Source organism: Actinocorallia sp. API 0066 (genome assembly GCF_020991275.1).
Classification (GTDB): domain Bacteria; phylum Actinomycetota; class Actinomycetes; order Streptosporangiales; family Streptosporangiaceae; genus Actinocorallia.
Genome location: NZ_JAJLQY010000008.1, coordinates 44405 through 57742, shown reverse-complemented (window position 1 = coordinate 57742; position 13338 = coordinate 44405). Strand labels below are relative to the sequence as shown.

General features: G+C 72.4%; 15 protein-coding genes. 7 read left to right on the top strand and 8 right to left on the bottom strand.

Features of this window, described 5'->3' with window-relative positions:
- Positions 1–11: 11 nt before the first annotated feature.
- From LO762_RS20695 to LO762_RS20675, 5 genes are read right to left on the bottom strand one after another with little or no spacing between them, the layout of a single operon-like run.
- Positions 12–755: a thioesterase II family protein gene (locus LO762_RS20695; RefSeq protein ID WP_230617503.1), complete on the bottom strand. Its 744-nt coding sequence runs from the start codon at positions 753–755 to the stop codon at positions 12–14.
- Positions 752–1825 carry an alpha/beta fold hydrolase gene (locus LO762_RS20690; protein WP_230617502.1) on the bottom strand — a complete coding sequence of 358 codons (1074 nt, stop codon included), beginning with the start codon at positions 1823–1825 and terminating at the stop codon, positions 752–754. The genes LO762_RS20695 and LO762_RS20690 overlap by 4 nt, the downstream gene beginning before the upstream one ends.
- A complete protein-coding gene (locus LO762_RS20685) occupies positions 1822–2574 on the bottom strand; it encodes a 2-oxo acid dehydrogenase subunit E2 (protein ID WP_230617501.1) in 753 nt (250 codons plus the stop codon). The genes LO762_RS20690 and LO762_RS20685 overlap by 4 nt, the downstream gene beginning before the upstream one ends.
- Entirely contained in the window at positions 2571–2801 is a 231-nt protein-coding gene (locus LO762_RS20680) for an acyl carrier protein (RefSeq protein ID WP_230617500.1), read from the bottom strand. The genes LO762_RS20685 and LO762_RS20680 overlap by 4 nt, the downstream gene beginning before the upstream one ends.
- Positions 2794–3831: a 3-oxoacyl-ACP synthase III family protein gene (locus LO762_RS20675; RefSeq protein WP_230617499.1), complete on the bottom strand. Its 1038-nt coding sequence runs from the start codon at positions 3829–3831 to the stop codon at positions 2794–2796. The genes LO762_RS20680 and LO762_RS20675 overlap by 8 nt, the downstream gene beginning before the upstream one ends.
- A 356-nt stretch (positions 3832–4187) precedes the next feature.
- Between LO762_RS20675 and LO762_RS20670 the strand changes: the two genes are divergently transcribed.
- The 4 genes from LO762_RS20670 to LO762_RS20655 all read left to right on the top strand — a co-directional run bounded on the left by LO762_RS20670 (position 4188) and on the right by LO762_RS20655 (position 8562).
- Positions 4188–5111 (top strand): glycosyltransferase family 9 protein, encoded by a 924-nt coding sequence (locus tag LO762_RS20670; protein ID WP_230617498.1) that lies wholly within the window; start codon positions 4188–4190, stop codon positions 5109–5111.
- A 73-nt stretch (positions 5112–5184) separates the two neighbouring features.
- Positions 5185–5700 carry an SRPBCC family protein gene (locus LO762_RS20665; RefSeq protein ID WP_230617497.1) on the top strand — a complete coding sequence of 172 codons (516 nt, stop codon included), beginning with the start codon at positions 5185–5187 and terminating at the stop codon, positions 5698–5700.
- Between the two features lie 270 nt (positions 5701–5970).
- A complete protein-coding gene (locus tag LO762_RS20660) occupies positions 5971–6525 on the top strand; it encodes a TetR/AcrR family transcriptional regulator (RefSeq protein ID WP_230617496.1) in 555 nt (184 codons plus the stop codon).
- A gap of 495 nt (positions 6526–7020) precedes the next feature.
- Positions 7021–8562: an MFS transporter gene (locus LO762_RS20655; RefSeq protein ID WP_230617495.1), complete on the top strand. Its 1542-nt coding sequence runs from the start codon at positions 7021–7023 to the stop codon at positions 8560–8562.
- A 274-nt stretch (positions 8563–8836) separates the two neighbouring features.
- Here the strand turns inward: LO762_RS20655 and LO762_RS20650 are convergent, their stop codons facing one another.
- Positions 8837–9598, bottom strand: a complete 762-nt coding sequence (locus LO762_RS20650; RefSeq protein ID WP_230617494.1) for a TipAS antibiotic-recognition domain-containing protein — start codon at positions 9596–9598, stop codon at positions 8837–8839.
- A 138-nt stretch (positions 9599–9736) separates the two neighbouring features.
- Here LO762_RS20650 and LO762_RS20645 point away from each other — a divergent pair, with 138 nt between their 5' ends.
- Positions 9737–10612, top strand: coding sequence for a TIGR03619 family F420-dependent LLM class oxidoreductase (locus LO762_RS20645; RefSeq protein ID WP_230617493.1), 876 nt, complete (start codon positions 9737–9739; stop codon positions 10610–10612).
- 14 nt (positions 10613–10626) lie between these two features.
- Positions 10627–11067 carry a nuclear transport factor 2 family protein gene (locus tag LO762_RS20640; RefSeq protein ID WP_230617492.1) on the top strand — a complete coding sequence of 147 codons (441 nt, stop codon included), beginning with the start codon at positions 10627–10629 and terminating at the stop codon, positions 11065–11067.
- A 75-nt stretch (positions 11068–11142) separates the two neighbouring features.
- Here the strand turns inward: LO762_RS20640 and LO762_RS20635 are convergent, their stop codons facing one another.
- Positions 11143–11721 (bottom strand): TetR/AcrR family transcriptional regulator, encoded by a 579-nt coding sequence (locus tag LO762_RS20635; protein ID WP_230617491.1) that lies wholly within the window; start codon positions 11719–11721, stop codon positions 11143–11145.
- 68 nt (positions 11722–11789) lie between these two features.
- Here LO762_RS20635 and LO762_RS20630 point away from each other — a divergent pair, with 68 nt between their 5' ends.
- Positions 11790–12191 (top strand): DUF3291 domain-containing protein, encoded by a 402-nt coding sequence (locus tag LO762_RS20630; protein ID WP_230617490.1) that lies wholly within the window; start codon positions 11790–11792, stop codon positions 12189–12191.
- 189 nt (positions 12192–12380) lie between these two features.
- Here the strand turns inward: LO762_RS20630 and LO762_RS20625 are convergent, their stop codons facing one another.
- A complete protein-coding gene (locus LO762_RS20625; RefSeq protein ID WP_230617706.1) occupies positions 12381–13163 on the bottom strand; it encodes a hypothetical protein in 783 nt (260 codons plus the stop codon).
- Positions 13164–13338: the final 175 nt, after the last annotated feature.

The following is a 13338-nucleotide window of genomic DNA, read 5'->3' as shown; positions in this document are numbered from 1 at the left end:
TAGGAGGTCGGTCAAAGGAGTGCGGCGCGGACGGCGTCGGCCACGTCGGTGAGCCTCGGCGTCAGGTAGAAGTGGTCGCCTTGCAGGACGGTGAAGTCGAACGCCCCGGTGGTGCTGTCACGCCAGCCGAGGGCGTCGCGCACGGGGACGAGGGGGTCGCGGTCGCCTGTCAGGACCGTGACGGGGCAGTCCACACGCGCTCCGGGTTCGGGCGTGTAGGAGTGCAGGGCCCGGTAGTCGCCGCGTAGGGCGGGCAGGACGAGCGCGCGCAAAGCGGGGTCGGTGCGCAGTTCCGGGGTGGTGCCGCCGAGGTCGAGCACCTCGCCGATGAGCGCGTCGTCGTCGAGCACGATGGACGGGTCGACGCGGGTGCGGTCGGGTGAGCGGGCGGCGGAGGCGAAGATCCGGCCGGGCGCGAGCCGTCCGGACCGGACCGCCTCGAAAGCGACGAGCGCGCCCATGCTGTGCCCGAAGAGCGCGGCGGGCGGCGGTCCCGGCTCGGCGTTGACGGCGTCGGCGACGAGCGCGGCGAGCTCCCGCACGTCGGCGACGGCGGGTTCGCGGCGGCGGTCGAGCCGTCCGGGGTACTGCACGGCGAGGACCCTGACGCGGGGTGCCAGCGCGCGCGCGAGCGGCGCGAAGAAGCTCGCGGAGCCTCCGGCGTGCGGGAGGCAGACCAGGCGTGGCGCGTCCGCGCGGGTGGCGGCGAAGACGCGCAGCCAGTCTCCCCGGACGGGCGCGTTCGCCGCCGTCACCGGGCGGCCCTCGCGGCGTCCAGGGCGGCGGTGAGGCCGCGCACGAGGTCGGAGTCGGCGTCGGGCCGCATCCGCAGCACCGCGAGGAGGCTCCACAGCCGGGTCTCGGCGAGGTGGGACGGCGCCCCGTGGACGTCGTCGTGCTCGACCGTCTCCAGGTCGGGGAGGGTGGCGCGCAGGAGGGCGAGGTCGCCCGGCGGGATGATCTCGTCCCGCCGGGCGCCGACGACGGCGACGGGCACCTTCACCGAGCGGAGCAGGTCGGGAGTGAGCGCCCAGTCCCGGACCCGCCGGTACACCTCGTGGGACGGCACGCCGACGAGGTGCGCGAGGGTGTCGGTCGTGACGGCCGGTACCCGGGCCTGCCAGGAGGCGTCGGTGAAGAAGTCGCTGATGGGCGGCCCGTTGCCTACGACGCCGCGCACACGCGGGTCGTGCGCGGCCGCCTGGAGCGCCGCGTGCCCGCTGAAGCTGAGCGCCAGCAGGTAGCTCTCGCTGACGCGGGCGCGGGGGGCGAGCGCGTCGAGGATCGCCGGGAAGAGCCGCCAGCTCTCGCGGTGGTAGCGCAGCGGGCTCTCCCCCACGCCGGGCAGGTCGGCGACGGCCCCGGCCATCCCGAACGCGGCGATCTGCGGCAGGACGGCGCCCCACTGCTCCTTGGTGCTGACGATCCCGCCCGTCATGAGCAGGAGCGGGCGCGGCGCGAGCACCGAGAGGCCGGTCGTCCAGACGCGGATCTCGTGGCCCTCGAAGGGGACGGTCACAGGCACGATGTCCTGCCCGGCCCGCCAGGCGTCGAACGCGGAGAGGGCGAGGTCCAGCGCGCGCGCTCGCCCCGGCCCGTCCACGTAGGGGAAGCGGCCCATCGTGTAGTGGTGCGCGGCGGCGAGGTGCTCTCCTGCCTCCGCGTGGGCGCGGCCCGCCCGGATCCACTCGTGCGGCCAGGAGCCGGGCCCGTCGCCGTCGTCGCGTCCGATCGCGTCGAGGATGCCCGCGTAGTGGTCCTCCGGGAGGTTCTGGGAGATGGCGTGCGCGACGGCGAAGCGCTTCAGTTCGGCGAGGTCGTTCATCCCGGGTCTCCCTCCAGCGCGTCCTTGGTCTCGGTGAGGATGTCGGCGGCCTCCGCCCCGTCGATGACGCGGTGGTCGAACGCCAGCGACAGGCGCAGCACCGGCGCGACGACGACGGCGCCGTCCCGCGCGACGGGCCGGTCGGCGATCCGGCCCACCCCGAACGTCACGGTGGTGCCGCCGACGGAGTGCAACCCGTCGACGGCCCGGTGGCCCAGCGAGGTGACGCTGAACGTCCCCGTGACGGCCGGACGCAGCTCCAGCCGGTCGGCGGCCTCCCGGAACCGCGCGAGGGCCTCAGCGGACGGCAGGGCGCGCAGCGCGCGGATCCCCGCGAACTCCTCGGCGGTGTCCGGGTCGGCGGCGACCGCCCGGTCCAGGTGCGCCTGGATCTGGGCGAGGTCGGCTTTCTCCAGGCCGGGGACGACGGTGGCGAGCACGACGCGACGTCCGTCGAGGGTCTTGTCGAGGGTGACCTTGGCGGCGACGGTGTCGTAGCGGGCCACGACGGGCTCCAGCCGCCCCCGGATCGCGGCGTTGGCGTCCGGGTGGGCCGCGAGTGCCTTGGCGGCGGCGTGCACGATGTAGGAGACGACCGACCGCCTCTCGCCCCGCGCCTTCGCCGCCGCCCGGTCCGCGACGAGCGCCGTCGCGTCCACCTCGGTGTCGAGGAAGACCGGGGAGAAGTCGCGGATCTGGTCGAGGAAGAACAGGGTGTGGCGGCGCCGGTCGTCGAACGGGGCGCTCACCGCGTCGCCGTCTCGTGCACGGCGGCGAGGGTGCGCGCCTCCAGCAGGTCGGGCAGCGACAGCGTCGCGCCTGTGTGCCGCTCCAGCGCGACGAGCAGGGTGAGCAGCTTCACCGAGTCCCAGCCGGGCAGCTCGTCCAATGAGCGGGTGAGGTCGTCGGCGGTGACGTCGATGTCGAGTTCGTCGCGGAGGATCTCGACGAACCAGTCGGGCGGGGTCTCAGCCATCGGCGCTCCGTTCCAGGGCGAGGCCCGACTGGATCCACTTGCTGGACTCGATCGCGACGGCGAGGGCGCGGGCGGGCGCGGCCATGTCGGCGAGCAGCGCTTCCAGCTGGAAGAACAGCAGGGCGTTTCCGGTGTTTCCGGTGTCGGCGACGCAGGACACCTCCTTGGCCAGCGGGAACGCCAGCCGGGAGGTGATCTTGTCGGTCATGACGGGTGAGAGCTGGGGCGGAAGCAGATAAGAGATGTCGTCGCGGTCCCAGCCGAGGTCGTCCAGCAGCTCTTCGGCGACCTCCTCGGCGAGCGCGGGCACGAGCTCCTCGATCGCCTTGTAGTCCTCGCTGGCGGGCGGCTCCGCTTTGTGCCGGTCGGCGAGCCCGTACCAGCGGAGCGTCTGCCCCGGCTCCCTGTCGAGGCCGGACAGCCGGGTCCTGACGGCGCGTAGGACGGGCGCCCCGGGGACGTCGTCCGTGGTGAGCACGGCGGCGCCCGCGCCGTCGCCGAACAGCACGTAGTTGACGAGCTCGTCGGGGGGCAGCGCGCCCAGGTCGGCGGTGACGTCGTAGTGCTTGGCGATGACGTCGCCGCCGAGCACCAGCGCGGTGCGGTACCTGCCCGAGCCGAGCAGGGCCGCGGCGACGTCGATGGCTTGGACGGCGCCCGAACAGCCCGACTGGAGCTGGAAGGAGGGCACACCGTCTATTCGGAGGCGGTCGGCGACGACGTTGACGGCCGTAGGCATGAGCGTGTCCGGCGTCGCGGTGCCGAGCACGAGCACGTCGACGTCTTCGGCCGACAGGCCCGCCCGGTCCAGCGCCGCGCGGGCGGCGGCGGTGGCGAGGTCGGCGAGCGTCTGGCGCTGCTCGCCGGTCTCCAGGTCGAGCGCGAGATGGCGGGTCCGCGTCCCGATGAACGTGTCCACCCACTGCCGCCACAGGCCGTCCATCCCGAACCGTCCGGCGAGCGCCGCGGTGTCCAGGGGCGGCCCCGGCAGGGCCGTCCCGGCGCCGACCACGCGTATCGTCCGTCCCACGGGGGGCACCCCCTCTCCCAAGGTCCGCTGACAACACTCCGGACGCTAAGAAAACCCTCTAAAGAACCCCTAACCTCACCCCAAAAGTGACATCTCGGACATCGGTCGACGGGGTGGCGCGGCGCGGGCGGCGCGGTTCACAGATGTGGCAAAGGGAGGGGATAGATGTGGTTTGGCGCTGTTTGTCGGGCCGGTGGGGCGGGCATTCCCATCGCCCCCGGGTCGAGTCGCGGCGCCGGGCACGACGACGTCTGAGGAGGAGCCTTGAGCGTCCGCACCCGCAGGGCCGCGCCGGAGCGGGCGCACGCCCCCGCGGGGCCCCCAGGCGCGTCCTGGCGGCCGGAGAGGGGGCGCCCATGAGCGCCGTCCTGGTGCTGCGGGTGCTCGGGCTCGGCGACTTCCTGAGCGGGGTGCCCGCGTACCGCGCGCTGCGCACCGCGTTCACCGACCACGAGATCGTGCTCGCCGCGCCGCGCCCGCTGGAGCCGCTGATCGAGCTGACGGGCGCGGTGGACAGGCTGCTGCCGACGTGGGACCTCGCGCCGCTCCCGTGGCGCGGCGCGCCGCCCAGGGTCGCCGTCGACCTGCACGGCAACGGGCCGGTCAGCAGGCAGCTGATCGCGACGACGGGCGCCTCGGTCCGGATGGGCTTCGGCGCCCCCGGCGTGCCCGGACCCGGCTGGGAGGAGCACGAACACGAGGTCGCCCGCTGGTGCAGGCTGCTGGAGTGGTGGGGCATCCCCGCCGATCCCGCCGACCTCGACCTCGCGCCGCCGCCCGTGCCGAGCCCGCTTCCCGGCGCCACCGTGATCCACCCCGGCGCGTCGTCAGGCAGCCGCCGGTGGCCCGCCGAAAGGTTCGCCGCGACAGCGGAGGCGCTGGAGGCCGACGGTCACAAGGTCGTCATCACGGCGGGCACCGGGGAGTCCGCGCTGGCACGGCATGTCGCCGAGACGGCGGGGCTGCCGACCGGACGCACCCTGACCGGGCTGGACACCGGACGGCTCGCCGCGCTCGTCGCCCAGGCCCAGCTCGTCATCAGCGGGGACACCGGGGTGGCGCGGCTCGCCTTCGCCTACGCGCGGCCGTCCGTCACGTTCTACGGCCCTGTGTCGCCCGTCCTGCGCGGCCCGCCCCGCAGGCCCGTCCACCACACGCTGTGGCACGGGTCCGTCAGCAGGCCGTCCGAGCTGCACACCGAGACGCCCGATCCGGCGCTGCTGCGCGTCACCCCGCAGGAGGTCCTGTCCGTCGCGAGGTCCGCGCTGCACGCCGTCTGAGTCCGGCATGCCGGTGGACGGCCTTGACAGGGGCATTGCCCTGGCTTGTCCCGGCTCGGGTAGGTGCCAGGACATGGCGGTGAGGGAAGTCTTCATTGATCAGCCTCCGGACATCGTCTGGGGAGTGCTGAGCGACGGCAAGAAGTACGCCGAATGGGTGGTCGGCACCCGGAAGGTGCAGGAGGTCGATCCAGGGTGGCCCGCGCCAGGGGCGTCGCTCCAGTACGTCGCGCGGTACGGGCCGTTCGGGCTCTCCGACCGGACCGTCGTGCGCATCTGCGCACCGCCCGAGCGGCTCGAAATGGAGATCAAGGCGGGCCCGTTCGGGTCGGTGCGCGTCGCGATCCGGCTGATCCCGTGGGGCACCGGAACCGTCGTGATCCTCGACGAGCACCCGCTGCGCGGCATCAGCGCGGGCCTGCACGGCCCGCTCAGCGAACTCGTACTGCACGTGCGCAACCGGCTCATGCTGCGCGAACTCGCGCACACCGTGGAGCGCTCCGCCGCCCGGCAGCGCCCAGCGGCACGCGGGACGACAAAGCCCAGCCGGACCACGGCAGGCCAAGGAGCCCGACGCGGCACCGGGTAAAGACGCCGTCCGGTAAGACGACCTCCACCGGCGCGACACCAGGCAAGGCGCCGTCCCGTAGGCGACCTCCACCAGCGCGCGGTACCGGGTAGCGGAGCACCGGGCTCTCGCGAGGTACCGGGTGGCGGAGCACCGGGCAAGTGGTGCCGTTCCGTAGGGCGGCCTCCACCGGCACGGCCGAGGCCGCCCGGCCACACTCGTGAAGCGTGAGGTTGAGCACTTCGCCGCTCGAATGAGACATTACTGTCTCATTCGGTGTATTGTCGTCTCATGAGTTTTGATCGGGACGCGGTGCTGCGGGCCGCCGCCGAGCTACTGGCGCGCAAGGCCACCGCCACACAGGACGAGATCGCCAAGGCCGCCGGGATCAGCCGGGCCACCCTGCACCGGCACTTCGCCGGGCGGGACGCGCTGATCCGGGCCCTGGAGGAACTGGGCCTGCGCCAGCTCGAACAGGTCGTCACGGACGCCCGGCTGGACGACGGCGCCGCCCGGGAGGCGCTCTCCCGGCTCATCGAGGGCACCCGGCCCGTCGCGGGCTTCATCGCCTTCCTGTCCACCGAGAACCAGCTCTTCGAGGAGGGCGAGATGAACGAGGGCTGGGAGCGGATCGACGCCCGCATCTCGGCACTGTTCCGACGCGGCCAGGAGTCCGGCGAGTTCCGCATCGACATGTCGCCGATCTGGTTCACCGAAGCCCTCTACGGCCTCGTCGCCGCCGCCGCGTGGGCGATCCAGGCCGGGCGCACCGCCCCCCGCGACTACACCCCGATGATCCTCGGCCTACTCCTCGGCGGCGTCGAACGCCGCGACCCCACACCCTGACACCGACAAGACGCGACACCTTGACGCCGACAAGATCCGATTCTCGCCAGGGCGACCCACCATGTCTTGACACTGGCAAGACCTCACGACTTGACATCAACAAGATCCGATTCCCCGGCCAGGACCGGGGCCGGGCGCCAAGTCTTGCCACTGACAAGACGTACTGACTGACACCGAAGATGCCGCGCGACCCCGCACGACACCACGTCCCGACGCCGACGAGATCTCGTGCCACACCCCAATACGACATAAAAACTTGACACCGAAAAGATACCGCACCACCTCGCACGACACCGCGCCTTGACGCCGACAAGACTCGCGCCACACCCCGATACGACGCAACAACTTAACGCTGACAAGATGCCGCGCCACCTCACATGACGTCGCGTCTTGACATCGACAAGATCTCGCGCTCCACCCCAACACGGCGTCATTTCTTGACGCCGACAAGATCCTGATCCCCCGCCACGAAACCCGTCTAAGGAGACGTGGAACATGTCCACCGCATCGCACCAGACGCTGCCGGAAGGCGTCGACCAGCCGAAACCGCGCGGCCGCTGGGCCGCGCTCGGCGTGCTCGTGCTCGCCGTGCTGCTGGTGGCCGTCGACGCGACGGTCCTGGGCCTGGCCAGCCCGTTCATCAGCGCCGACCTCGCGCCGACCGGCGCCCAGCTGCTCTGGATCGGCGACGCCTACTCGTTCGTCCTGGCCGGGCTGCTCGTCTCGATGGGCAGCCTCGGCGACCGGATCGGCCGCAAGCGGATGCTGCTCGTCGGCGCCGCCGCGTTCGGCGCGGCGTCCGTGCTCAACGCGTACGCGACGAGCCCCGAGATGCTCATCGGGGCGCGCGCCCTGCTGGGGTTCGCGGGCGCGATGCTCATGCCCTCGACGCTCGCGCTGATCCGCAACCTGTTCACCGACCCGCGCGAGCGGTCGCTGGCCATCGGCGTCTGGGCCGCGGGCGCCTCGGCGGGCGCCGCGTTCGGCCCCGTCGTCGGCGGGTTCCTCCTTGAGCACTTCTGGTGGGGTTCGGTGTTCCTCATCAACCTGCCGGTGATGGCGGTGCTGCTGGTCGTCGGCGCGAAGCTGCTGCCGGAGTCGAAGGACCCGGCGCCGGGGCCGTGGGACCTGCCGAGCGTCGGCCTCTCCCTCGTCGGCATGATCGGCGTCGTCTACGCGATCAAGGACCTCGCGGGGCACGGGCTGTCGGCGACGGCCGGGCTCGCCGCGCTGGTCGGCGTGACCGCGCTGACGCTGTTCGTGCGGCGCCAGCGGACGCTCGCCTCGCCGCTCATCGACGTGCGGCTGTTCCGGCACCGCGGGTTCTCCGCCGCCGTCTCGGCCGACCTGTTCTCGGTGCTCGGCCTGACCGGCCTCGTGTTCTTCCTCTCCCAGTACTTCCAGCTCGTCCAGGGCATGTCGCCGCTGCGGGCCGGGCTCGCGGAGCTGCCCGCGACGGCGGGCTCGATCGTCACCGGGCTGCTCGCGGGCTGGCTGGTGCGCCGCACGTCGGTGCGGTCGGTCGTCGCGGGCGGGCTCGGCCTGATCGGCGGCGCGCTCGTGCTGCTGGCGTGGCTCCAGCAGGGCACCGGGTACGCGCTGCTGTTCACCGCGCTGCTGCTCGTCGGCTTCGGCGCGGGACTGTCGTTCGCGACGACGTCCGAGGTGATCGTGTCGAGCGTGCCGAAGGAGCAGGCGGGCGCGGCCGGGGCCGTCGCGGAGACCGCCTACGAGCTGGGCGCGGCGCTCGGCATCGCGCTGCTCGGCTCGATGGTCACCGGCGTCTACCGGGGCTTCCCGGTGCCGCCGGGCACCCCGCCGGAGATCGCCGAGGCCGCGCACGCCTCGATGGGCGGCGCGGTGGAGGCCGCCGCCACGCTGGGCGGGCCGGCGGGCCAGGCGCTGCTCGCCTCCGCGCAGGAGGCGTTCACCGAGGGCCTGCGGATCACGTCGGGCGTCAGCGCCGTCCTGCTCCTCGTGACCGCGGCCGCCAGCTGGTTCCTCCTCAAGGGCCAGAAACAGGGCGGAGCCTCCTGACCCGGCCGAAAGCCCCCGCCCCGAAGCACTCCCGACGGAGTCAACGTCGCCCAGCGCCACATCGAACACGGCCCAGGGCGGGCGCTCCCGACGAAGTCGGGGTCGCCCAAGCGCCCCGGCGCCACATCGAACACGGCCCAAGGCGGGCGCTCCCCTACGAAGTCAGTCGCAAGCGCCCCCTCGGACTGCATCGAACACGGGCCGGAGGCTAGTACTCCGGACGGCGGGGTCGGGAGTTGGTGGCTCCTGGCCTCCGGGACATGGTGAGCCGTCGTCACAGGGCCGTGGCGGCGTGGTGTTCCAGGGCCCGCTGGACGAACTCCGCGTTCCGTTCGCCGCCGAAGTTGGCGGCGAACCGGGGGTCGCCGACGTACATCGCGGCGAGGCCGAGTACGTAGTTCCGCAGCGCCTCGGCGTCGCCCGACTCGCCGGGCGTGCCGGGGACGGCGGTGAGCCAGGCGACGTGCCGGGCGGCGAGCGCGGCGGCCTCGGGCCCGTCCGGGGCGGTGCCGGACTCGGCGAGCCGGGCCCAGTCGGTGAGGAGGTCGCCCAGGTCGCGGCGCCACTCCGCCTGCTCGGCGCCGGTCTTGGCGTCCCACCAGGCGGCGCCGCGCGCGTAGGCGTCCTTGCCCCAGCGGCGCTCGACCTCCTCCCGGTACCGGGTGTTGTCGAAGCCGTCGAACATCTCTTCCGCCATCGGTTCTGCTCCTTCGCTCAGCGCGGAAAGGGTGTGCTCGATCGCGCGGACCCTCCTGTCGATCCGCTCCCGCTCCCGCCGCAGCGACCCGATGTGCGCGGCCAGCGCCGACGCTACGTCGGTCTGCCGGGCCAGTACCTCGGCGATCGCGGGCAGGCCGAGGCCGAGTTCCCGCAGCAGGAGGATGCGCTGCAGCCTGACCATCGCGTCCCGGTCGTAGTACCGGTAGCCGTTGGCCCCGACGCGCGACGGGGCGAGCAGCCCCACGTCGCCGTAGTGCCGTAGCGTCCTGCTCGTCGTCCCGGTGATCCGCGCGACCTCCTGGATCGACAACTCCACGCGTTTCTCCTGCCTCTGAACCATGACGGTACAAGTTGACGTTACGTCAATGTCAATGCGGGAGTGGCGGCGCCCCGCCGGTTCCGGCCCCTCGTTTCGACCCATTGAAACTGGAACGTGTTCTAGTAGGCTCGGCGCATGCGGTTCACCTACGCCGAGGCGATGACCGACCCGTCCTACTATCTGCCGCTCGCGCGCGCGGCGGAGGCGGCCGGCTACCACAGCATCACCGTTCCGGACTCCGTGCTCTATCCGGAGGTCTCCGACTCCACCTACCCCTACACCGGGGACGGCGACCGGACGTTCCTCGAGGACAAGGCGTTCATCGAGACGTTCGTGCTCACCGCGGCGATGGGCGCGGTGACGTCCACCCTGCGGTTCACGCCGTTCGTCCTGAAGCTGCCGATCCGGCCGCCGGTGCTCGTCGCCAAGCAGGCGGGCTCCGTCGCCGCGCTCACCGGGAACCGGCTCACGCTGGGCGTCGGGCTCAGCCCGTGGCCCGAGGACTTCGCCGCGCTGGGCGTCCCGTGGGCGCGGCGCGGCCGCCGGATGGACGAGTGCATCGACATCGTGCGCGGCCTGACCAGCGGTGAGTACTTCGCTTACAAGGGCGAGTTCTACGACGTCGCGTCCATGAAGATGACGCCCGCGCCCACCGAGCCGATCCCCATCCTCGTCGGCGGGCACAGCGAGGCCGCGCTGCGCAGGGCGGTGGTGCGCGGCGACGGCTGGATGCACGCGGGCGGCGACGGCGCGGAGCTCGACGCGCTGCTCGGGCGGCTCCAGCGGATCCGCGCGGAGGAGGGCAAGGCCGACGCGCCCTTCCAGATCCATGTCATCTCGTTCGACGCCTACAGCGTGGACGGCGTGAAGCGGTTGGAGGACAAGGGCGTCACGGACGTGATCGTCGGCTTCCGCGTCCCGTACATCAAGGGCCCCGACACCGAGCCCCTGGAGACCAAGATCCGCAATCTCGAGGCGTTCGCCGAGAACGTCATCGCGCGGTGCGAGTAGAACAGGTTCTATAGATGACGACCGGTTACACCTGGGACGCCTCCGACGCCGACCACCCCGCCAGGACCGCCGCGAAGAACTCACAGAGCCGCGTCGCCGCGCGGGACAAGGAAGGGTGGCTCGCGCTCTTCGCCGACGACGCGCACATCGAGGACCCCGTCGGCCCGTCCTTCCTCGACCCCGCGGGCGGGGGCCACCGCGGCAAGGAGGCCATCTCCGCGTTCTGGGACGGCTACGTCGGCATGATGCGGTCCTTCCACGCGCACACCACCGAGTCGTTCGCCAACGGCCCGAGCTGCGCCAACCTCACCCGCATCACCACAACCCTCGCCGACGACTCCACCATGACCGTCGACTGCGTCATCATCTACACCGTCAACCCCAACGGCCTCCTCACCTCCCTCCGAGCCCACTGGGAACCCGACCGAGCCCTGGCCACCCTCACCACCCCCTGACCCCACCCACCCCAAGCCCCTACGACCCCCGCAGGGCTGGGGTGCCGAGGGGCGTCGGGCTTGGTGGGGTGGGGGTTAGCGGAGGAGGACTTTGAGGACGGGGCGGGCGGATTCTCCGGCGGTGGTGTCGGGTGGGGGGGTGAGGGTGCCGCTGTTCCAGAGTTCGGCGAAGCCGTGGGCGATGGACCAGGCGGCGACGGAGGCGGAGGCGCCGGCGGTCTCGGTGAGACCGCGGGCGCCCTCGTTCAGCGCCCGCCAGGCGGCCTGGCGGGCGGCGGCGAGACACTGGTCGGTCTCGTCGAACAGCTCGGGGCGGAACATCACCTCAAAGAGCGCGCGGTGGTCCGCGGCGAAGTCGACGTAGGCGACGCCGAGTTCCAGCAGGTCGTCGCCAGCCGCGGCGAGGACCTCGGCGAAGCGCGTGTAGCCCTCGGTCGCCAGCGCGGTGAACAGGCCCTCCTTGTCGCCGAAGTGGTGCGCGGGCGCGGCGTGCGAGACGCCCGCGCGGCGCGCCAACTCGCGCATGCTCCACCCGCCGGTGCCCGACGCGTCGATGGCCTCGACCGCGGCGTTCATGATCACCCGGCGCAGGTCGCCGTGGTGATAACCCTGCTTGCCGATGTCGTCCACCTCCGGGGGAATAGATGTTGCCACCGTCTAGTTTACCTGACATCCTAGATCTTGTCGTTGACAAGATATCGTTCGTGAGGAAGGTGGAACCCGTGCCCACGCTCCCCTGGAAGACCGTCGCGGCGTCCGACGCGCCGGAGGTCGTCGTCATGGCGTCACGGCTCGAAGTGCGCTCGCTCGCGCAGGCACCGGGGTTCCTCCTCGCGTCGCTCGCGCTGTGGCGGCAGGCGCTGCGCGCGCCGGGCGCGGTCGGTGTCGCGCTCAAGGCCGACCCGCTCCGCCGGACGTTCTGGACGGTCTCCGCCTGGACCGACGAGCAGGCCATCCGCGCATATGCCGGGACGGAACCGCACAGGTCGACGATGCGCCGCAAGCGCTCCGTCATGAAGGAGTCGACCTTCGTCTTCTGGAACTCCTCCCCCGCCGACCTGCCCGTCTCCTGGGACACCGTGCGCGCCCGGATCGCCGAGCAGCGCGCCGCCCGCCCGTCCTGACCCCCTGCGTCGGGACGACCGCATCAGAATGGCCCGCGTAAGGACCCCCGACGTCAGCACGACAGCGTCAGCACGGCCCGCGTAAGGACGGGCCGGGGGTCAGGACGGCCGGGGTCAGGACGGCCCGCGTAGGGACGGGCCGGGGGTCAGGACGGCAGCGTCAGAGCGGCAGCGTCAGGACGGCAGGGGTCAGGATCGGACGCCGGTGATGGCGAACCGCTCGATCTCCTGGAGGTGGCCGCCGGTGGAGACGACGATCGTCAGCACACCGGAGCCGGTGAACGAGACCGTTGACGACCACGGGGTGTTCTGGCCTCCGGCCGGGACGCAGCAGTGCGTGCCGAGCGGCTTGTCGCTGTCGGCGCGCAGGACGGTGACGCGCAGGCTCTCGTCCACGCCGGTGATCCTGCCTCCGACCCGCACCGGTGACGTCACCTGTGACGCGTAGGCGGGCGTGGTGAGGCTGAGCTCGGCGTCGTCGGTGCCGACGACCTCCCAGGGCGCGTCGGCCCCGGACCCGGCCCGGATCAGGTGCAGGACGGCGGCCGTCGCGTCCCTGCTCTCGGCCCGGTAGCCGACGCCGATGCGCGCGTCGCCGCCCTCGATCTTGCGGCTGGTCACCCTGTCGATGTCGGTGAACCCCAGGTGGTCGCGGGTGAACCGGAGCGCGGTGCGCTCGGCGTCGAGGTGCCACGCGTCCGCCCCGCCGTTCTGGTACGCCTTCTGCCAGGCACGCACCGCTTCCAGGCTCGCGAACGGCCACAGCGGCTGGTACCGCCCCGGCAGCAGCGACGGCCGCACGGGCGGCACCCCGGAACCGGTCGCGGTGGGCACGGGCGTCCCATCGGACGGCACGGACGCGGTGGGCGACGCGGACGACGGCGAGGGCGACGGCTGCGGCGGATCGTCGTCACCCGCACAGGCCGCCGTGCCCGCCACCATCAGAGCCACCACAACGGGCAGAAGCTTCAACGCCGTTCCCTTCTCCGGATACCCCGAGCTTCCCCTACCGCCCCCACCCCGCCAAGGCCCACCCGCCCCCTTCCCCCAGACCAACGTCCCTCCCACTCCCTCCCCACGCGCCAAACCGCCACCCCTCCCCCACCCTCATGCGACACCTCGATCCCCCACCCCACCCACACCCCGC

Coding starts and splice junctions, on each gene's coding strand:
- LO762_RS20655 (WP_230617495.1), top strand. CDS start 7,021: ATGTCCACCGCATCGCACCAGACGCTGCCGGAAGGCGTCGACCAGCCG.
- LO762_RS20670 (WP_230617498.1), top strand. CDS start 4,188: ATGAGCGCCGTCCTGGTGCTGCGGGTGCTCGGGCTCGGCGACTTCCTG.
- LO762_RS20665 (WP_230617497.1), top strand. CDS start 5,185: ATGGCGGTGAGGGAAGTCTTCATTGATCAGCCTCCGGACATCGTCTGG.
- LO762_RS20680 (WP_230617500.1), bottom strand. CDS start 2,801: ATGGCTGAGACCCCGCCCGACTGGTTCGTCGAGATCCTCCGCGACGAA.
- LO762_RS20690 (WP_230617502.1), bottom strand. CDS start 1,825: ATGAACGACCTCGCCGAACTGAAGCGCTTCGCCGTCGCGCACGCCATC.
- LO762_RS20645 (WP_230617493.1), top strand. CDS start 9,737: ATGCGGTTCACCTACGCCGAGGCGATGACCGACCCGTCCTACTATCTG.
- LO762_RS20660 (WP_230617496.1), top strand. CDS start 5,971: ATGAGTTTTGATCGGGACGCGGTGCTGCGGGCCGCCGCCGAGCTACTG.
- LO762_RS20640 (WP_230617492.1), top strand. CDS start 10,627: ATGACGACCGGTTACACCTGGGACGCCTCCGACGCCGACCACCCCGCC.